The sequence below is a fragment of the Anaerotruncus sp. 80 genome (assembly GCF_009936115.1).
Lineage (GTDB): Bacteria > Bacillota > Clostridia > Peptostreptococcales > Anaerovoracaceae > Senimuribacter > Senimuribacter intestinalis.
In genome coordinates this window covers 13,243-30,226 of the sequence record NZ_QWES01000020.1, presented here as the reverse complement: position 1 = coordinate 30,226, position 16,984 = coordinate 13,243, and the positions used below count along the sequence as shown (strand labels likewise).

Below are 16,984 nucleotides of genomic sequence, written 5' to 3'. Positions count from 1 at the left end.
CACCTCCTTTTACTCCAAGCAAAAAGCCCCTAGATTCAAATGATTCTAAGAGCTCTTGTATCACTATAATGTTTTGATATAATCCAAAATATACTTTCTATATTCTTGAGGAATTTTCACAAATTCTCTAGGCCTCCCCTTGCACTCAAAAATAATGGCAAACGATTGTTCGCTGCTTACTCTTCCAGAATAATCTTGAGCAATTTCCTCAATCGGACCATTGCCTACAATTTTGTATCCCTCTTTTAACAAAGATTGTATTTTATCCTTCACTTGATTCATTCTTCAGTTACCTCCTTTTTCTTTTGATTATACACCTTTCGACATATTTTGCCAACAACAAAAGCGCCACTATGCAGCAGCGCTCTGTGTCAGCTATTATAAAAAAATAAGGAGATCCATAGCAAAGAGACCGCACTAGATACTGTGAATTAAGGAGTTACCTCCAATCTTTTTTTTTTTGAATTCTCATTGTCTCTTTGCAGTTTATACTATATCACAGGACAAACATGCAAAACAATGATCCCCCTACAAAATCTTTTGGATAGACTTAAGCGCCCTGCCGTGTAGCTCATAGGTATTCCTCAAAGAGATATCCAGCTCAGCAGCAATTGACTCCCAGGTCTTTCGCTCTATGTATCTCGTGTGCAGAACAATACGCTGCCGTTCATATGGGACCTGCTTAATCACGCTTTCAATCTCCCGCAGCTTATGGAATGCCTGCGTGCGCTGCTCTACAATCCCTCGTTCCGCATCGGCAATCTTTACGGCCAGTTCTGCCATGCGGTCTTTTCGTCCGGAAGACTGTACACGTTCTCCATCAGCGCTGACAGTCACGCTCATCGCCAGATTCTCAAGTTCCAGCTTCTGCGCTTCAAGGATCCTGATATCCGTCAAGATATTTTGATACTGCTTTAAAAACTGCTTTGCCTCCATGCTACCTCCTTCTGCGCTGCTTTAATTACTGTTCTACGTCCCTGTAGAGATAATCCATCTTGTTTCGATAGCAGCCTTGCTGCGCTGCTCCAAACTTGCGCTGGTAGTTCTCCGGTGCAAACAAGCATAGAGTGCACATCCCATCTCTACAAAACCTTAGCAGCTGCCTGTCGTCATCGACACGGATCATGAATCCTACAATCCCCGTGTCCGCGGATTTAAAATTATCTTTTTCAAAGTTTTTCATCTGCCTGTCCTCCATTCTTCTCGTACCTGTCGCATCCGCCTGGGCGAACTTCGCAGCCTCTTGTTACTCCGGTAATTAAGAGATAATCACAGGTCTTCATGCGTGTTCCTTTACCCAAATATCTGCAGTCTTTCGGACAATCCTTAACCGGATCCTCTGCGCTACCCGCCGAAGGCGTGTTTTCTGCTCTGCGCTTCGCTCCCGAATTTACCCTGTGAGAATTTTTAGTTTCTGCACTGCGGACCGCAGAAGATCTGTCTGCCATATGCGGTGAACTCTTTGCCACATATAGGGCAAATCCTTGTTCCAACGATTCTGCTGCCGCCTCGCTTATTTTTATCTTCCTGCTTTGGCTTAGGGGGGGGGACAAGCTGCTGCCTCGGCATTTAGTGCGTACTCAGGCAAAATATGCCTTGCGTGCACAACCTCTTTTCCCTTAGCCACCGCATAGCCATATTCCACACATGCCCCGGGCGATTCTTTCCATTCTGGCAATAAGCAGACGACTTCTGCCAGCTCCAGCATCTTTAACGTTATCGCCATGTAGTCATGCCACGTACAGCTGGCAGGAAGACTCAGGCAAGCCGGATTAATGGTTTCGTGACCGATTGCGGCAAGTGCTTCCTCGGCGTCTCTAAATTTTTCTTTGTATGCGGGATCTCCCGTAATTTTCCCGGCAATGTATACTCTCATTTCTGGTTCTCCTCTCGTATTTTCTTAATTCTTGCTTTCAAACTCTCCATCACCCAGTTCTGGACATCGTCCTTATGCTGCAGGGCCTCCATGACATCCTCGTCGCGGGTATCCTTGGTGATTAGGTGATGGATAATGACTTTCTCGGTTTGCCCTTGACGATGCAGCCTTTTATTGGCCTGTGAATACTGCTCATAATTCCACGTAAGTCCGAACCATACAACATGGTTTCCGCCCGCCTGCAGGTTCAGCCCATAGGCAGCAGACGCAGGGTGCGCAAGCAGGACGTCGATTTTCCGCGCATTCCAGTCAGCCTGATCCTGCGTGGTTTTAAGCTCCCTCACTCTAAGATGTTTCTGCGAGGCAAGCGCTGCCAGAATCCGGGCTTTATCATGCTGAAAGCTATAAAACACCAAAACCGGCTTGCCCTGCAATGACTCAATCAATTCCAAGAAAGTCTCAATCTTGCAGCTATGCACTTCATGAGTCTGATGGTCTTCATCGTAAACTGCGCCATTGGCCAGCTGCTGCAGCTTGTTGGAAAGGGCAGCTGCACTGGTAACAGAGATTTCCTCTTCGTCCTCCGGCAGCTCCAGTACCATCTGCCGCTCCATATCTCGGTATGCCTTTGCCGCTTTTGCATCCAGCACGACCGGCACCTCGTCGTAGATGATATCCGGAAGCTGCAGATAATCTCCCGCTTTCATGCTGACACAGATGTCCGAAATCTGATTCAGTATACTCTGCTCACTGCCAGGCTTCGCCTCATAGCTGTACACTGTGCCAGTATAGCCGAATCGGTCCGGCTGGAAGTATCGTTCCCTGAAATGGGTATACCGCTTGCCAAGGCGCTGCCCTTCGTCCAGTAAGTAAATCTGCGCCCATAGATCCGCGAGACTGTTAGGGGAAGGCGTACCAGTCAGCTCCACCATACGGTCAACGTGGCTGCTGACACCGGCAAGGGCCTTGAACCGCTTTGCGCTGTGGTTTTTAAAGCTGCTGGACTCGTCTACAACGACCATGTCAAACGGCCAATTATTCCGGTAATAGTCCACAAGCCATACAACGTTTTCTCGGTTGGTTATGTAGATGTCTGCCGGCGTGTGCAAAGCCTTAATGCGTTTTGCTGCGCTACCAAGTACCTGCGATACCCGAAGTATTTTTGTGTGCTCCCATTTGTCTTTTTCAAGGGTCCACGTGCCTTCTGCCACTTTTTTAGGGGCAATGACAAGCACCTTTCTCACTTGAAATCGGTCATACATCAGCTGCCTGATTGCAGTCAGGGTAATTACGGTTTTGCCAAGGCCCATATCCAGAAACAGCCCCAGCTTTGGGGTTTCTAAAATTTTCTCGACGCAATATCGTTGATAGTCATGTGGGCTAAACCGCATAGCTTACACCTCGCTTTCGTACTTTTTCAGCAACTTGTAAGATACCTCCTGATGTCCCAGGCTGCTGAAGAACAGAATCAGTCCGTGGACGCCGGTTACTACCCTAACGTCCTGGCCAAGTTCAGATAGCCGCATAATCTGAAGCTCCTGCAGCCGGGAAAGTTTACCGCCAGTAGCTTTTAGTTCGACGAAGATGGGCATTCGCTGCGGAAATATGACAATTCGATCTGGCACGCCATCATTTCCTGGGCTGACCCATTTATAAGCACGACCACCTAGCTTTTTCACTTCGCTGACCAGTATTTTTTCGATATCTCGCTCTTTCATTCTTGCACCAGGTTCTCCTTTCTGTAAACCTCCTCGCGTGTGCGCACGCGTATACACACCCACAAACAGGCGTATTAGGCGCATTAGGCGTTTTTGTATACTCTCTATTTTATTTATTTTTACCTTTATTAGAGAAAGTTTGTTTACATTGTTTACATATAGTTATAACTATTGATTTTTAGAGGCTTATCCCGTGAACAAGGGTGTAAACATGAATGTTTACGTTGTTTACATTACATTTTTTTCCAGTAAACAAACTTTTTTTGTTTACACCCATTGTTCACACCTTTGTTTACACTTTTTCATATCCACGCTGTGTTCCATACGGTCCATACCGCCTTCCGCTCTTATTTCGCTTCCAGCCATTTAACCTCGTTAAAATGGCGTTTATCTCGGCGCTATCGGTGCGCTTCATGTGTTTTATATCACCGCCAAAGCACTCTACCCAAATCTCTAGTGCACACACCTTATCCCGGGGTACTAAAGTAACATCCTCCAAATTCATGCTACCTGCAAGATACATCTTTCTTGCAGATATCCCCATTTGGTTCCAGCTCTCTGGTACAGGCTGCTCCAGGAAGTCAATCACCATGCCCTCTCTTCCGGTAAATTCCCGGTGTTCATCCTGCTGGACCTGCGCCAGTGCCTCAACCTCTGGATCCAGGAAGAGCTCTTCGCCTAACAGATAGTACGCATAGCTCTCAGCCCATATTTGGTCAACTTCCTCCGGCAAATCCCGCCAAACAGACTTTGTCGGTGCATGCAGTCCCGCATCTACCGGCCAAAACCGGCGGTTTCCCGTGTGATCTTTTAAAAACTCACTGTCATTAGACGTGCCGAAGAAAACGCACCTGCGGGGATACTTTTTCGTCTGACGGCCATAGGCAGCCCGGTATATATCATCTGTCTTTGAAAGAAATTGTTTGATTACCTGAGTCTCCTGCCTCGTGAAAGCCGTCAGCTCCCCGATTTCATTAATCCAGGTGCCCTGGATCAGCTCCGCTGCATCTTTTCCCTCAAATGTCGTTAAACTGTCTGAAAACCAATCCTTTCCCAGCAGTCTTAAAAAAGTACTTTTTCCGATGCCCTGCGGCCCGGTGATAATAGGCATATAGTCATACTTTATCCCACCGTTTACCGCACGCGCTACCGCTGCACACAGTGACTTTCTCATGACTGCTCTGGTATAGGCATTATTTTCAGTCCCTAGATAATCAGGTAGCAGTGTATCAAGACGTTTCTTTCCGTCCCAGTTCAAACCGTCGAGGTATTCCTTAACAGCATTAATTTTATTTGCGCTGCTCACGATTAAAAGTGCATTGTCCAGCTTTTCTTTCCCCGTGATGCCGTAAAACAGCTCCATGTAGTTATAGAATCCTGCGTAGTCCACGTCTTCCCAGCGTCGTCTTTCGTTGCGGCTATCCCACGGAACTTTTCCCATCACAAGGCCGCAGCTTGCAAATTCATCTGTGGCGATCTTTCCCGCCAGCAGTGGGTCATGCTCCAGTATCGTTACAGCATTATTGATGGTCTTTTCAAATCTTCCGTTGCCGTCTCTAGTCAGCCTTTTAATCCAATCAAGATTTTCTTCCTCTGTCGCCTCTTGCGGCGCACCAAAGGCTTCTCTTGCTTGTTTGATACGTTCCTGTGTCATCAGCTGGCTTACAGCTTCATCTTCCAGCGCCAGCTGGCTCATGGCCGTAAATGACGGCATTCTATTTGCCGGCGTACCATCTTTTGCCTCAGCGTCTCTGTCTCCAAACTTATGTAGTCTTACTAGGTCAAAGGCATTCACCAGCTGACCGCTGCAAGGATCCGTTGCATGATGTGAATACAGAAACAAATCGTCGTCATAAAGGATTGCGCCGCCCACAGTGGAGCCCCCTGTGTAGGTATATCTGCCGGTTATCGCAGTTTCTTCGTAAAGCCCGGGGATGAAAGTTTCCATTGCCTGGGTGATGGTATAACACCTGCAGAATGCCCCGATAACGCCGCGCTTTCCCAGCGGGTTTTCCTGTCTTGCTACCCGACGTTTTTCTATCGCTTCACTGCCCGGAACCTGTGGCCAAGAAGTAACATCTTGCCAGTTTTCATACATGGCCAAAAGTCCATCAAGACTGCAGAACGGCTTATCGTAAGCCTCACAAATATAGGCGCTGTCTGCACAGCAGCTTGGCCAATACATCAGCCGGCTGCCTTCAAACGTGGTCGGATCACAAAATTCAATGCCAATAATAGCCGCTGCTTTTCTTGCCGCTGGTTCATATTCGTCCGCTGTCGCAGTGCGGTCAAGCGGAATAATCACCCGGAGTCTTGGCGCATAACCTGCGTGCTTCCTTGTACTGTAAACGGCAGCCGCGCAGCCAAGCCCTGCTACCCGGCGCAGGATATTATCAGTCTCGCCTGCGGGAATGTTATCCATATCAAGCGTCAGTAGGTCGCGTCCTATGAGGTTCGATGCCTTTCGTCTGTCTCCAGAAAATATCCCGCCTACAAAGCCGCCAACATCCTTTAGTTCATCTTGCTTTGACTTCGCAAACTTTAGATACTCCTCTAAGGTTTCCGGTCCTCTGACTGGTGTTTTTAAGCGGGTAATAAATTCTGACCAATACATATCCGCTGCAGGCCAGTAGGAGGTCTTCCTGCTAGCGCCCAAGCTGATTTGTATTTTTTTATCGTTTTGCATGCCTGCCTCCTAATCTTTCATGTAATAGCTTCCTTCAAATCCTGCGCCCTTTAAGATGAGCCCTGGCGCCCAAGAGATAGACTGTGCCATCAAGCCGCAGATTTCATCTACCGTCACGTCCATCGGTGCGTCGATGATAACCTCATCGTGCACATGAAAAACAACCTGCAGTCCTTTTTCATCGATTCTGCGCAGTGTCTCCGCCAAACAATCTCTTGCGATTGCCTGTACGATATTTTCTGTCAGCTTTCCTCCGTAGGTCGATTCCTCTCCCCATTTTTTGTTCTGACCAAGCCCATAGTAATGCACCGCCTCTCGCCCGAACCGATTTTCTTTCAATGATGGCTGCGGATAGAATAGCTTTCTACCACTGGGAAGCTGTATGGTCATAAATGTCTGACCGTAAACTAAATCGCCTTCCATCGATAAAATCAATCCGTGAGTTACCTCTGTTTGTGCCGTTTTTACTACGGATACAGCTGCAGCTCCAACGTCTGCCCACAACTTTACAATGTGCGGGTTCGCCTGCCTCCATCTGCTCACGATATCCGGTAGTTCCTCTTGGCTAAGCCCCATCGAAAGCGCACCCATTGCTTCAAGTGCTGCAGTACCGCCCTGGTATCCGAGCGCAAGTGTTGCGACTTTTCCCTTCTGCCGTAGACTGTATTCAGGGTTTCCTTTCGATATCTTTTCAATTGGCACATGGAACATCTGAGATGCTGTCGCTTCATAGATTTTCCCGTGCGTGGCAAATACTTCATTCACCCACGTCTCTCCTGCAAGCCAGGCGATGACTCTCGCCTCGATGCCAGAAAAGTCCGCCACAACAAATTTATACCCCTCTGAAGGGATAAACGCCGTTCGGATTAGCTGCGATAAGGTATCCGGCACATTGCCGTAAATCATTTTGACCCCAGCGTAGTTTTCTGCTTTGACCAGGTTTCTTGCGCCGTCAAGGGTGGAAATATAGTTTCTCGGGAGATTCTGCATCTGCACCAGTCTCCCTGCCCATCTACCAGTTCTGTTAGCTCCATAAAACTGCATTAGTCCACGGATACGTCCGTCTTCACCCTGTGCGGTTTTCATGGTGACATACTTTTTAATCGACGTCTTTCCAAGCTGCTGGCGAATCTCGAGTACTCTGCGCACGTCTTCAGGCAGCTCCTCTGCCAACAGTTCTCCAACTGTTGCTTTCTGCAGGTTGGGAATCTCCTTTCCGAGTTTTTCTGTCAGCCAGGGCAGCAGCTGCGCCGGGCTATTTGGATTATCAAGCCCGGTCAGATTTGCCGCCTCCCGAAGCAGTACTTCTCCACTAATATCGTTAATCTGCAGCGCGCCGTCTATCATCTTGCTGTCAGCATTTACGCCATAAGCGTTCATGAGGACGTCCCTTTGCCAAAGACGCTCTTCCATTTCAGGAACTGGAAATAACGATAGCCTGTCTAAAATAGCTCTTTCGGTTACAACGTCCTGCACGCAGTATTCTTTGAACAGCTCCCATTTCTCCGGCGCATGTTGCGGCAAGTTCCAGGTTCTGCCGCTATTCGTCTTTGTGGGCTTACAAGGTGTGCAGAAATATTTAATCAGCGCCTTTCCTGTCATCAGCTTCTTTTTATCCTGCGGAAGACCGATTGCATTTCCTGCTGCCTCAAGCCCGGAGGGATACCCGCAGTAAAGACCGTGTATCATTGTGCATCGCCACTGCTCGATCGGCGTCTTATATCCCGCCTTGTTCAGGCAGTACCACTCGAAAGCTGCATTATACGCGTGTTTAACCACATTGTCATCATTCAGGGCATCAACCAGTTTTTTCGGCATTTCCTCTTGCGTTAGGTCAATCAGTCTCACCGGCTCTTCGCCCCACTGATAGGCAAAGAGGAGGATTTCAAAATCCTCCGCCTCAGCATATCTGTAAGCTCCTGCCTTTTTGATATCCACGCTGCTCTTTGTCTCAATATCAATACTAAGATGTACCATCCTCGAATCTCCTTACAAACGGGAGCACTCTGCTCCCACAAATTACATTGCTTTTCCGGTAATTGGGTCAATCTGTACGCCGGACATCTGCGGATGCGCCTGTGTAACCGGCGTCGGACTGCCAAACGCCTGCGCTGCACTCGGCGCCCCTCCGGAAAGAGGTTCTCCATCCTCCAGTTTCTGCACCGGACCCAAGCTACAGCCAATGCCTTTCTTGCCGCCGTAGACATATGGAAAGAAAGTCACATTCACTCTGCCATAGACGCCGCTATACATTTCTGACTGGTTGATGATTGGATTCCCCATCTTATCAACCACTTCAGGGGCATGATCCACGCTGGCTCTTGCTGTAAATACCCAATGCCCTTTACATTCTGGGCCGAACTCAGTTCCATCAGAAGGCTTCACCCCGTCTCCATCATAGATAGGAGTCGGAACAATCGGCGGCATTACACCATTCCACTTGTCGGTAACACCTCTCTGCTTTGCGACTTCGATAGCTGCATCGATTCTTGCTTTTGTATCCACATCTGTTTTTGGTACCAGCACGGTTGTACTGTACTTTTCCTCCTGGCCTGGCTGAAAAGCGTACGGCTTAAAAACGTGCACGAATGATAATCTTACTCTACCTGTTGTTACATTTGTCATATCCATTTATTTTTCCTCCTTAAATGCCTCTTCGGCTGTTACTATATTTGTGATGGCTTCTCTTTTGTCTGATTCCGGTACCAGCGCCGGCTTTCCCGGCTTCTTTATGACATATTCACCTGCGATAGCAGTGAATTCTTTCTTGCCCACGACCTTTTCCACCTGCGCAAGGCTGAGAGGCTTTCTCTCCCAAAGCAGCGCTTCGCTAATGCCTCCTTTTGTAAGCGCCGCAAAGGCGGTATCCATGTCTATCCAGTCTCTGGATCCCCTGCCCTCGACAGCTTTCCACCCAGGAATCTCTTTTCCTGCAAGGCACTGTGATAGAGCATAGTCTTTCAGATCGGCCAGCCACTTCGCCACATCTTCACCCTGTTTCAAAAACGCCCCAACTTCGTCATTGGTAATCAGCGGTGGCTTCTTGTCTGTGAAGAACGCCAGCTTTACATTATGCTCGGCCCTTGCTCTGCACTGCGTCTTTGCCCTGCAGAATCTGCAGGCACTTTCCTCCGGATGAAATGGTGCGTCTTCCTTCAGAGCTTCCTTTGCAGCCGCCTCTGCGCAATCTGCAAATACCATCAGTCCTTCAGTCGTACACGTCCACTCTGATGCGTCTGAAGAAAGCCTTGGCTGTACGATGGCCATATGGATGCGTTTGATTGGATACAGCATTCCGTAGGCAGCGTAGGCGCCAAGCGCATAAAGCTGCAGCTGCGGATTTCTCTCAGCATCAACCTTTACGCCCTTCCCATATTTAAGGTCTATGACGCAAAGAGTATCACCGGAGATTAAGATACAGTCTGCAGTGCCAAACCCTTCCGGCACCCACCGGCTGAAATCCACCCGGTCCTCGATGATGACGCTGGGTTTTGCGTCAAAACTCAACGCCAGACGTTTTATATAGTCCAGGTAATCATCGGTGTATCCCATCATTTCATCGTCCCAAAGCGGATTTTCTTTCAGCTTTTTGATATCCGCGTTCAGCTTCCGCTTTCCACACTCTTTCGTATAAAAATAATTGCGAAGTTTGAGTTCTGCCAGTTCATGTGCCAGCGTACCCTCTCTGGCTGCTTCAGATGTGGTATCTGGAAACTGCTGCTCAAGGTGCACGCTTCCAGGACAGGTCATCCATCGGTGAGAACTCGATGCACTTAAAACTGCATGGCTTCTTTCCGCATGACTCATATCTGTGCCCCCATTCCTCTAAGCGCCGTAGCAAAGGCCCCGTACTGTCCTTTTGGTAGCTCCGGTAAGGCGATTACCCCAAACTGCTGTAAGAGTTCCTGCAGTTGCGGCTGCATGCCCTGCTGCATCAACCCCATTGCGGCAGTCGCAAGCTCATCAAGGCTATATGTTCTTTCCTTTGTTGCAATCGGCGCAGCCGGTGCAATGGCCTGCCCTGCAGGTTTTGCCACCGGGCTTGCCGGATCAGGCTGCTGCGCCGGTTCTACTTTGCCAGGCACATTTTCTGCTGGCTCTACAGCAGGCTCCGGTTTTACTTCCGGCACCGCTGCTAATGTATCGGGATAGCTGCAGCACATCTTTTCGTTCTGCACTGGTTCTTCTTCGTTTAACAGCGCAAGGAGCGCTCCGCTACTTACTGCAAGTCTTCCTTCTTCTCTTGTCATTTCAATGATAACTTTCATAGTCTCCTCCTTAAATCTCTCCGCCTATAGTCAGCGGTAGTTCTATTAAATTAAGTTTCTCAGCGTATACATTCAGTCGTTCTTGGGCTTCGCACCAGTCATCGGTGTCCGGGTTGACCCTCTTAATCGAAACGTTTTCATTGCCTTTTGTTCTCAAATCTGCTCTACGACACTTCCTTTTTACGGTACTGAAATATCCCACGTAGCATTTTCCGGATTCTTCTTCGACAGCTGCTAGGATCCCTGATTTATCGGGTGCACGGTAAATGTGTACTATAGAAAATGTTCCTTTACTACCTGGCCGAAGTATGGTACAATTAGATTGTTTGATAGGATCGGCTGCTTCGCAGTCGGTCTTTATTTTTTGTTCTGACATGCTTCTTCCTCCTCGTGATATCCTTTTCGACTTCCTGTGCGTTTTTCGAGTTCATCCTCATACCATTCTCTAGGTAACCCTCCAACAGGGCACATCCCGTTTTTATCCATCCAAATGGCATTTTTTAGTTCATTAATCGTCATTCTTTCTAGCAAGCTCATAACTCGTTCTCCTCTCTCATCAGTTCCTGCACTGCTTCCGCCCATGCCTCCGCATTGACCGGGCAATACTTCTTGCTAATTTTCTCTACGTCATCGTATCCTTTGCCAAAATAATTCCTGGCCAGATTTCCTACGAATGCGTCAACGCCATCTTCCAAGCTGTCATATGTAATGGGCACTTCATCAACGCTCATACCGCCGACATTGTTACACTCGGTAAAGGCTGCACTGGTAAAGTTTCCTGTTTCCAGTCTTGCTATTGCAAGCGGAATATCCGGTTCGATGTCGTGCTCCCGGCAAGCTCGCACTATCATCTCCTGCACTGATGGCGTATAGATTCCTTCTGCTGGTTCAGGCTTGTCCGTTTCCACTACTTGCTCTGGCCAGCAATCTCTTACTACCGGGACTGACTTTCAAACCGGGATTGCCGCCCAACCACAAAGGCAAATCCACAGCATCGCAATGCCGGCTGCCCATGCCAGGCTCCAGCCTGTCCACCAAATGGGACTAAACTTCCTGATTTTGTACTTTTTCATACTGTACTCCTTTCTATTGTTTTCTACTGTTAATTTCTCTCTTCACTTCATCGGACAGACTATCCCAGCACCGGCTCATTATCTCGCTAAGTGAATCAGATATCTTTAGCTCGTTAAAATATGTAACATCTCCCGAGTCGTGAACGACTTTATACTTGTATCCTTCTAAGTCTGAGACAGTTCTGACCATGGTTTCCCTCCTTTCTTTATCGTATGAGCAAAGAACTTTGTCCTATGCTTCAGAGTACTACCTTGCTCGTGTATTTATCGCAGACATTATCCTGACTCTACGATTGTGATACTAGACCACTTTGATGTCATATCTCGTTTAATACGACTTTTATCATATACAATGTTGCAATTGCTTTGGATTTTGTGATATAATCTCTAACGAATAAGCGTAACTCCTTATTCAGCAAATATACCAATGGCGGCGGAAAGTGTGTAAATATATTTCTGCCGCCAAAACTCTTTCAGGCTCATACGAAATCGACAACTTTAGAAAATCCACCACTCTCATCTCTTCCTTTCCCTTCTCAATTTCTCTTTCGTTTTGCTTGTCCGATTCTCCGCCTTGTTTTATAATGGATACACAGACCATTGCCGTGGTCGAGTAGTTAAATAAGGAGGTATTTTATGAATCAAGAGTTTTTCCAAGACGCTTGTAAAAGAGCTGATGCATCTTTCTCTTCACTAATTGAATCTGAGATGGACTCCCTTGCAACAAGACTAAAAAATGTACAAAAGGAAGATGTTTATCTCAATATCGCTGTTGAAGTACTCTCATTGTCTAAAAAATATACTAAGATTCTTGCTCAAGAGCTTCTTGTAAACGACAGCGAATAACATTTACAATATGATTCACATCCGGCTGAGTTTGTAGTTCTTTTACAATGTCAGCCGCTTCTTTTGCATCAATCTTTATGACAATTTCCACAGTTATTCACCCCCTCCTCAAATCTTCGATAGGTATTTGATTTCCGCATCAAATACAGTCTGTACAGCGTTCTCAAGCTTAGAATAACTCTCAGACAATATTGCGTTTTCTTCGGCATCTATATTTTTCTGATACGACTCTGCAAGTTCTCTTCTAAACTTTGAGAGCGTTTCAATTCTTTCCATTGCCTTGATTTTTATTGCCACGTTCCTGTTCACACGTTTTCACCTCCCTCTTTAAAAATTCCTTTTTATCCTGCGTCTTTTATTTTTGTAAAAACTTTTTCCGGTCCGCCTTTCTCCCTTATGCTTGTTCGCAATTTATTGCTATGATATAATTTCCTTATCAATACCAAGGAGATTATTATGGCATCCATCAAAGATCAGGAAAAACTTCTCAATTCTCTCATTCATCAGAATGACCTTGAAATATCTGATGAAACATTAGAATATCTTCGCAATCCTACTACGCCAGAAGGGGCAAAGCTGGATGCGCTTATCGACTTAATGTCTAATACGATGCGTTCCCTAGAGGAAACAAACAAGCGACTTGATGTCCAACATCAAGAACACATCGAAAATCAACAAAAAGCCGAAGTTTGGCATGAAGAAGATTTAAAGCGCTACGAGAATGACTCTGCACGATTAAAATCCGAATCACGCAAATCTTGGCTTAATATCGTACTTGTAGCCGCAACTCTTGCTGCAACTATTTACACAATTATCCATTAAGCAATTTTGTGATGATTTCGTCTCCCACGTGTATCAAAAGCGCTATGCTAAGCACGTTAATGCAAATCCTTAGTAGGTGATTTGATTTCGTCAAGTCGTCTACTTTCATTTTGATTTGCCTGATTTCTTTCTCAATATCCATTCCTTCACCCCCTTCTCAAATTCTCTTTCATTTTACTTGTCCGATTCCCCGCCTTGTTTTATAATGGATACACAGGCCATTGCCGTGGTCGAGTAGTTAAGAAAGGAGAATGCAAATGGCAAAATATGATTCTTTTGTTTATACAGGTCAATGCCCATATTTAAAGTCGCCTCAAAGTATTCGTGTCGAAACATCTGAGATTCATATCCTTGGTAATCTCAGCCCCGGCTACAAAAAGGTGGGATATTTCTGCGACTACTCAGAAGATTGTCCACACCTTGATGAATACGGCAGATGCCCTGTATTTATCTCGGCTCCCAACGAACCACGCTAAATTCTAAATCTGATGGTTTTGTATTGCCGACTTTTGAAATCCAATCTCCGCCGCAGTCTAACCAGTACTTGCAGTCTGAGCATGGTTCTCCAAAGTCGGCTATTTTTCTATCCATAGCTTGTCTATGAAAACTTTCTAAATGGTTCCACAGGCAGTACATAGATTTTTCCGGTATGTTCAATTTGCTTTCACCTCCCTCTTCAAGTTTCTAAATCATCTACTTTTTATAGATTGGACTTCCTGCACTATCATCATCTGTCGCGAACAAATAATCGAATGACTTATTAAAGTACTTACAAAAAGCCTGACATTCTTTAGGCCAAAATCTCCCACTTCGAATTTTTTGACTATATGAATTACGGCTTACCCCGATAATGTCTCCCATATCCTGATCGGTAAGATGATAAAATGCTTTTTGACCCAATAAGTTTGCGTACATGCTTTCACCTCCTTGTTAACGTTTCGCCAACTTTTCTATAATTGTATCCGCATTTCGCCAACTTGTCAATTATTTTTTTAAAAAAAGTTGACTCTCCGCCAACCCAGTGTTAAGATACTCTTGAAATGAGGTGAACATATGGGATTTTCCAACCAACTAAAAAAAGCGCGTCTAAATATGCACTATACGCAGCAGCAAGTTGCCGATTTGATGGGCATTACAAAAAGTACCTATTGTGGGTATGAAACCGGAAAAAGGAAACCAGATGTAGCTAAAATAAAAAAACTTGCCCGCATATTAAATACATCTGGAGATGTACTTCTTGAAACAGGTTTGGGGGATAATTTAGAACAAAATGGTGAATTTGTTGCCTATATGTTGATGGATAAATATCTTACAGAATATGCAAAAAAAATATATTCCTTGCCAGAAGAACAACGGCAAAGAGTTTATGGGTATATCGACTCTTTGCTGGAACTGGAATAAAAATAAAGAGGGCTTACCGCCCTCTCACACCAGCAGCCTTGACCGTGACTAAGAAATCATAAATGAACTTGAAAACCATAATATCGTCTAATGTGTCAAGTAATCTGTATACCTCTGTTTTATAATTCATCATATTAGTTCCTCCTTTTAGTCATACTTTAGAATTTTTGTCAAGGTTGCTAATATGCTAATTATATATTAAATTCCGCCACTTTTTAAATTAAAAATACCGATGAGGAAATATTTATGAAAATATTAAAGATTGTATTTGGCGTTATGTTTCTCTTAGTAGGAATAATAGCAATTTTCACGAATCAAAGAGAACCAAATGATATCCTTGCTATGGTGGTCAGTATTACCATTGGATTTTTGCTTTGTTTACATGCTTTTAAATCACAAAATAAAGCTTCAAAGAAGCACTTGAATAAAGAACATCAAAATAACGATGAAAGTTTCGATATAGACAGTGCTATCAAAACTCTTTCAAATGAGATAGCCAGCAGCATTCAGTTCTCTGTCCCTGAATTAACCGAGCAGCAACAAAGAGATCTTGAAAAAGTCAAGGAAATGCAAGAAGCATCACCAAATCCAAAATACCGTCGCACTCCTCGAGAGGAGGATTTATCCTTTGATTTTGAGGAAAAATGGGGTAGCCAAATTCACTTCTTAGAAGCTGAGATGCAAAAAAAGTACAGTGCAGCCACTCAAGCACAAGATTACGACACTGCAATAGATTTAGCCAAAGAAGCTTTGACACTATACCAAACCCTTAAGACATTCTGTTATCAAAAAGGAAAAGGCGGCGAAATCTATTTCCAAGATATATGGGAGTATATGCACAACTCAGATAGTGAAGTATTCTCTTATAAAGATACTATCGATAGTCGCATAGCATATTGGGAAGAAATGAGAACGCTTAAAGAAGAAACTTTATCATTAATCGCATCTAAACGCGGAGAACTTCTCCAAAAAGATATTTACAGCTTACTGCCCTCTCATAGCAAAAATAATATCCAGAAAATTATTCGTGAATTAGAATCCGATGGATTAATTCATCGAGAGAAAAAGGGTTCGACTTATCTACTTATTGCCAAGTAACTCAAATAGCGCTCCAAGGTAGATACACGATTATAAGTATATGGGATTAAGATTTATTTTGATAGGGTCTATTTTCGGAGGTTGGCAAAATGGTGAATCACTTTGCTGCGCATCACGCTGAACTGTATAAATACATTTTTTACCATTGACATTTTGGGAGATTTCGCATATACTATGTATTAACAGAAGCTCCCGCACCTCTCAATGATGTGTCAAATGGGAGCACATTTATTTTTTGGAGAAACTATGAAACTAAAAGAAGCAACTACTTTTGAGGAGCAGATTGAATTACTCGAACAAAAGAATATCCTCATAGATAATCGCGAACAATGCCTTAATCTGTTGAAAAGAATTAACTATTATAGACTGTCCGCTTATTATTTGCCGTATAAAGGTCCTGATGGAAAATGTATTTACAACATTCCCTTTTCGCAAATCGCAGAAATTTATGAGTTTGACAAAGAACTTCGAAAGTTAATTCTATCTACCATTGAGCAGATTGAAATCTTTCTCAAAACACAAGTGTCATACTACCACGTACATAAATATGGACCTGATGGTTATATGTCCCCAAAGGTATACAACAAAAAACACAATCACGCCCTTTTCTCTAAGCACGTTACATCATGTATAAGCGAAAACAGCAAGACTCTTGTTGTACAGCACCATATACAAAAATATAATGGCAAATTCCCATTATGGGTAATCATTGAATTTTTCTCGATCGGAATGCTTTCTCACTTTTATCGAGGAATGAGTAACCCTGATAAAGCGGCATTAGCTAAGTCGCTCTATGGTGTAAACTATCAAACTATGGACAGTTGGTTACGTTGTTTAACAGACTTAAGAAACAGGTGCGCTCATTACTCAAGATTATATTACGTAAAATTCCCTGCAATGCCGAAAATGCCAAAAGGTGAAAGCTACGTGCCTACTCGTAGACTTTTTGCTCAATTTTATATGTTGAAACTGATGTATCCTGAAAAAGATAAATGGAATAATGACGTTTTAAAACAATTAGATAAGCTGATAAAAAAATACACGCCGTACATCAGCCGAAATCATCTTGATTTCCCCTATCATTGGAAATCATTACTAACCATAAAGTAACCCTTTAGGAGACCACCCATGCACCCTAACCTCGCTAACGACCTATACTCCATCTACCTCCGCAAGTCCCGTGAGGACATGGAAGC

General features: G+C 44.8%; 25 protein-coding genes. 6 read left to right on the top strand and 19 right to left on the bottom strand.

All coding sequences use genetic code 11. The features are described 5' to 3' along the window. Window positions 1–63: 63 nt before the first annotated feature. From D1155_RS10945 to D1155_RS16015, 16 genes are all read right to left on the bottom strand, one after another. Entirely contained in the window at window positions 64–282 is a 219-nt protein-coding gene (locus D1155_RS10945) for a hypothetical protein (RefSeq protein ID WP_160202447.1), read from the bottom strand. Window positions 283–528: 246 nt separating this feature from the next. Further along, the gene (locus D1155_RS10940) at window positions 529–936 is read right to left on the bottom strand and encodes a sigma factor-like helix-turn-helix DNA-binding protein (RefSeq protein WP_160202446.1); all 408 of its coding nucleotides are present in this window, start codon (window positions 934–936) and stop codon (window positions 529–531) included. Window positions 937–961: 25 nt separating this feature from the next. Beyond that, entirely contained in the window at window positions 962–1,183 is a 222-nt protein-coding gene (locus tag D1155_RS10935) for a hypothetical protein (RefSeq protein WP_160202445.1), read from the bottom strand. Then, a complete protein-coding gene (locus D1155_RS10930) occupies window positions 1,170–1,448 on the bottom strand; it encodes a hypothetical protein (RefSeq protein WP_160202444.1) in 279 nt (92 codons plus the stop codon). Before D1155_RS10930 ends, D1155_RS10935 begins: the two co-directional genes overlap by 14 nt. Before the next feature lie 89 nt (window positions 1,449–1,537). Beyond that, window positions 1,538–1,876, bottom strand: a complete 339-nt coding sequence (locus D1155_RS10925) for a DUF4406 domain-containing protein (protein WP_160202443.1) — start codon at window positions 1,874–1,876, stop codon at window positions 1,538–1,540. Then, window positions 1,873–3,267: a DEAD/DEAH box helicase gene (locus D1155_RS10920; RefSeq protein WP_160202442.1), complete on the bottom strand. Its 1,395-nt coding sequence runs from the start codon at window positions 3,265–3,267 to the stop codon at window positions 1,873–1,875. Before D1155_RS10920 ends, D1155_RS10925 begins: the two co-directional genes overlap by 4 nt. Window positions 3,268–3,270: 3 nt before the next feature. Continuing rightward, window positions 3,271–3,594 (bottom strand): VRR-NUC domain-containing protein, encoded by a 324-nt coding sequence (locus D1155_RS10915; protein ID WP_160202441.1) that lies wholly within the window; start codon window positions 3,592–3,594, stop codon window positions 3,271–3,273. Window positions 3,595–3,886: 292 nt separating this feature from the next. Then, window positions 3,887–6,280: a virulence-associated E family protein gene (locus D1155_RS10910; protein WP_160202440.1), complete on the bottom strand. Its 2,394-nt coding sequence runs from the start codon at window positions 6,278–6,280 to the stop codon at window positions 3,887–3,889. Window positions 6,281–6,289: 9 nt separating this feature from the next. Then, a complete protein-coding gene (locus D1155_RS10905) occupies window positions 6,290–8,257 on the bottom strand; it encodes a DNA polymerase (RefSeq protein WP_160202439.1) in 1,968 nt (655 codons plus the stop codon). A gap of 42 nt (window positions 8,258–8,299) precedes the next feature. Continuing rightward, a complete protein-coding gene (locus tag D1155_RS10900) occupies window positions 8,300–8,911 on the bottom strand; it encodes a DUF2815 family protein (protein ID WP_201759583.1) in 612 nt (203 codons plus the stop codon). Further along, a complete protein-coding gene (locus tag D1155_RS10895; protein WP_160202438.1) occupies window positions 8,912–10,087 on the bottom strand; it encodes a DUF2800 domain-containing protein in 1,176 nt (391 codons plus the stop codon). Then, window positions 10,084–10,548 carry a hypothetical protein gene (locus D1155_RS10890; RefSeq protein WP_160202437.1) on the bottom strand — a complete coding sequence of 155 codons (465 nt, stop codon included), beginning with the start codon at window positions 10,546–10,548 and terminating at the stop codon, window positions 10,084–10,086. The genes D1155_RS10895 and D1155_RS10890 overlap by 4 nt, the downstream gene beginning before the upstream one ends. A 10-nt stretch (window positions 10,549–10,558) precedes the next feature. Next, window positions 10,559–10,924 carry a hypothetical protein gene (locus D1155_RS10885; protein ID WP_160202436.1) on the bottom strand — a complete coding sequence of 122 codons (366 nt, stop codon included), beginning with the start codon at window positions 10,922–10,924 and terminating at the stop codon, window positions 10,559–10,561. Continuing rightward, on the bottom strand, window positions 10,906–11,085 hold the full coding sequence (locus D1155_RS10880) for a hypothetical protein (RefSeq protein ID WP_160202435.1): 180 nt from the start codon (window positions 11,083–11,085) through the stop codon (window positions 10,906–10,908). The genes D1155_RS10885 and D1155_RS10880 overlap by 19 nt, the downstream gene beginning before the upstream one ends. Next, window positions 11,082–11,456 carry a glucosaminidase domain-containing protein gene (locus D1155_RS10875; RefSeq protein WP_160202434.1) on the bottom strand — a complete coding sequence of 125 codons (375 nt, stop codon included), beginning with the start codon at window positions 11,454–11,456 and terminating at the stop codon, window positions 11,082–11,084. The genes D1155_RS10880 and D1155_RS10875 overlap by 4 nt, the downstream gene beginning before the upstream one ends. A gap of 42 nt (window positions 11,457–11,498) precedes the next feature. Further along, entirely contained in the window at window positions 11,499–11,621 is a 123-nt protein-coding gene (locus D1155_RS16015) for a hypothetical protein (RefSeq protein ID WP_275557944.1), read from the bottom strand. Between the two features lie 636 nt (window positions 11,622–12,257). On the opposite strand from D1155_RS16015, the gene D1155_RS10870 reads away from it, so the two are divergent. Then, window positions 12,258–12,467 carry a hypothetical protein gene (locus D1155_RS10870; RefSeq protein WP_160202433.1) on the top strand — a complete coding sequence of 70 codons (210 nt, stop codon included), beginning with the start codon at window positions 12,258–12,260 and terminating at the stop codon, window positions 12,465–12,467. 108 nt (window positions 12,468–12,575) lie between these two features. Here D1155_RS10870 and D1155_RS10865 read toward each other — a convergent pair whose 3' ends face one another. Further along, window positions 12,576–12,776 (bottom strand): hypothetical protein, encoded by a 201-nt coding sequence (locus tag D1155_RS10865; protein WP_160202432.1) that lies wholly within the window; start codon window positions 12,774–12,776, stop codon window positions 12,576–12,578. A gap of 147 nt (window positions 12,777–12,923) precedes the next feature. On the opposite strand from D1155_RS10865, the gene D1155_RS10860 reads away from it, so the two are divergent. Beyond that, window positions 12,924–13,289, top strand: a complete 366-nt coding sequence (locus D1155_RS10860) for a hypothetical protein (RefSeq protein WP_160202431.1) — start codon at window positions 12,924–12,926, stop codon at window positions 13,287–13,289. On the opposite strand, the gene D1155_RS10855 is transcribed toward D1155_RS10860, so the two are convergent. Next, window positions 13,279–13,431, bottom strand: coding sequence for a hypothetical protein (locus tag D1155_RS10855; RefSeq protein ID WP_160202430.1), 153 nt, complete (start codon window positions 13,429–13,431; stop codon window positions 13,279–13,281). The genes D1155_RS10860 and D1155_RS10855 overlap by 11 nt on opposite strands. 115 nt (window positions 13,432–13,546) lie before the next feature. Here D1155_RS10855 and D1155_RS10850 point away from each other — a divergent pair, with 115 nt between their 5' ends. Continuing rightward, window positions 13,547–13,765 (top strand): hypothetical protein, encoded by a 219-nt coding sequence (locus D1155_RS10850; RefSeq protein ID WP_160202429.1) that lies wholly within the window; start codon window positions 13,547–13,549, stop codon window positions 13,763–13,765. A 217-nt stretch (window positions 13,766–13,982) separates the two neighbouring features. Here the strand turns inward: D1155_RS10850 and D1155_RS10840 are convergent, their stop codons facing one another. Beyond that, window positions 13,983–14,204, bottom strand: a complete 222-nt coding sequence (locus tag D1155_RS10840) for a helix-turn-helix transcriptional regulator (RefSeq protein WP_160202428.1) — start codon at window positions 14,202–14,204, stop codon at window positions 13,983–13,985. 138 nt (window positions 14,205–14,342) lie between these two features. On the opposite strand from D1155_RS10840, the gene D1155_RS10835 reads away from it, so the two are divergent. From D1155_RS10835 to D1155_RS10825, 3 genes are all read left to right on the top strand, one after another. Continuing rightward, a complete protein-coding gene (locus D1155_RS10835) occupies window positions 14,343–14,690 on the top strand; it encodes a helix-turn-helix transcriptional regulator (protein ID WP_160202427.1) in 348 nt (115 codons plus the stop codon). Between the two features lie 246 nt (window positions 14,691–14,936). Continuing rightward, the gene (locus tag D1155_RS10830; protein ID WP_160202426.1) at window positions 14,937–15,788 is read left to right on the top strand and encodes a hypothetical protein; all 852 of its coding nucleotides are present in this window, start codon (window positions 14,937–14,939) and stop codon (window positions 15,786–15,788) included. Window positions 15,789–16,034: 246 nt separating this feature from the next. Then, a complete protein-coding gene (locus tag D1155_RS10825; RefSeq protein WP_160202425.1) occupies window positions 16,035–16,898 on the top strand; it encodes an Abi family protein in 864 nt (287 codons plus the stop codon). The last annotated feature ends 86 nt before the right edge of the window (window positions 16,899–16,984 follow it).

Coding starts and splice junctions, on each gene's coding strand:
- D1155_RS10825 (WP_160202425.1), top strand. CDS start 16,035: ATGAAACTAAAAGAAGCAACTACTTTTGAGGAGCAGATTGAATTACTC.
- D1155_RS10835 (WP_160202427.1), top strand. CDS start 14,343: ATGGGATTTTCCAACCAACTAAAAAAAGCGCGTCTAAATATGCACTAT.
- D1155_RS10925 (WP_160202443.1), bottom strand. CDS start 1,876: ATGAGAGTATACATTGCCGGGAAAATTACGGGAGATCCCGCATACAAA.
- D1155_RS10890 (WP_160202437.1), bottom strand. CDS start 10,548: ATGAAAGTTATCATTGAAATGACAAGAGAAGAAGGAAGACTTGCAGTA.
- D1155_RS10830 (WP_160202426.1), top strand. CDS start 14,937: ATGAAAATATTAAAGATTGTATTTGGCGTTATGTTTCTCTTAGTAGGA.
- D1155_RS10855 (WP_160202430.1), bottom strand. CDS start 13,431: ATGGATATTGAGAAAGAAATCAGGCAAATCAAAATGAAAGTAGACGAC.
- D1155_RS10935 (WP_160202445.1), bottom strand. CDS start 1,183: ATGAAAAACTTTGAAAAAGATAATTTTAAATCCGCGGACACGGGGATT.
- D1155_RS10930 (WP_160202444.1), bottom strand. CDS start 1,448: ATGGCAGACAGATCTTCTGCGGTCCGCAGTGCAGAAACTAAAAATTCT.
- D1155_RS10905 (WP_160202439.1), bottom strand. CDS start 8,257: ATGGTACATCTTAGTATTGATATTGAGACAAAGAGCAGCGTGGATATC.
- D1155_RS10895 (WP_160202438.1), bottom strand. CDS start 10,087: ATGAGTCATGCGGAAAGAAGCCATGCAGTTTTAAGTGCATCGAGTTCT.
- D1155_RS10910 (WP_160202440.1), bottom strand. CDS start 6,280: ATGCAAAACGATAAAAAAATACAAATCAGCTTGGGCGCTAGCAGGAAG.
- D1155_RS10860 (WP_160202431.1), top strand. CDS start 12,924: ATGGCATCCATCAAAGATCAGGAAAAACTTCTCAATTCTCTCATTCAT.
- D1155_RS10850 (WP_160202429.1), top strand. CDS start 13,547: ATGGCAAAATATGATTCTTTTGTTTATACAGGTCAATGCCCATATTTA.
- D1155_RS10940 (WP_160202446.1), bottom strand. CDS start 936: ATGGAGGCAAAGCAGTTTTTAAAGCAGTATCAAAATATCTTGACGGAT.
- D1155_RS10840 (WP_160202428.1), bottom strand. CDS start 14,204: ATGTACGCAAACTTATTGGGTCAAAAAGCATTTTATCATCTTACCGAT.
- D1155_RS10870 (WP_160202433.1), top strand. CDS start 12,258: ATGAATCAAGAGTTTTTCCAAGACGCTTGTAAAAGAGCTGATGCATCT.
- D1155_RS10915 (WP_160202441.1), bottom strand. CDS start 3,594: ATGAAAGAGCGAGATATCGAAAAAATACTGGTCAGCGAAGTGAAAAAG.
- D1155_RS16015 (WP_275557944.1), bottom strand. CDS start 11,621: ATGAAAAAGTACAAAATCAGGAAGTTTAGTCCCATTTGGTGGACAGGC.
- D1155_RS10880 (WP_160202435.1), bottom strand. CDS start 11,085: ATGAGCTTGCTAGAAAGAATGACGATTAATGAACTAAAAAATGCCATT.
- D1155_RS10945 (WP_160202447.1), bottom strand. CDS start 282: ATGAATCAAGTGAAGGATAAAATACAATCTTTGTTAAAAGAGGGATAC.
- D1155_RS10900 (WP_201759583.1), bottom strand. CDS start 8,911: ATGGATATGACAAATGTAACAACAGGTAGAGTAAGATTATCATTCGTG.
- D1155_RS10920 (WP_160202442.1), bottom strand. CDS start 3,267: ATGCGGTTTAGCCCACATGACTATCAACGATATTGCGTCGAGAAAATT.
- D1155_RS10885 (WP_160202436.1), bottom strand. CDS start 10,924: ATGTCAGAACAAAAAATAAAGACCGACTGCGAAGCAGCCGATCCTATC.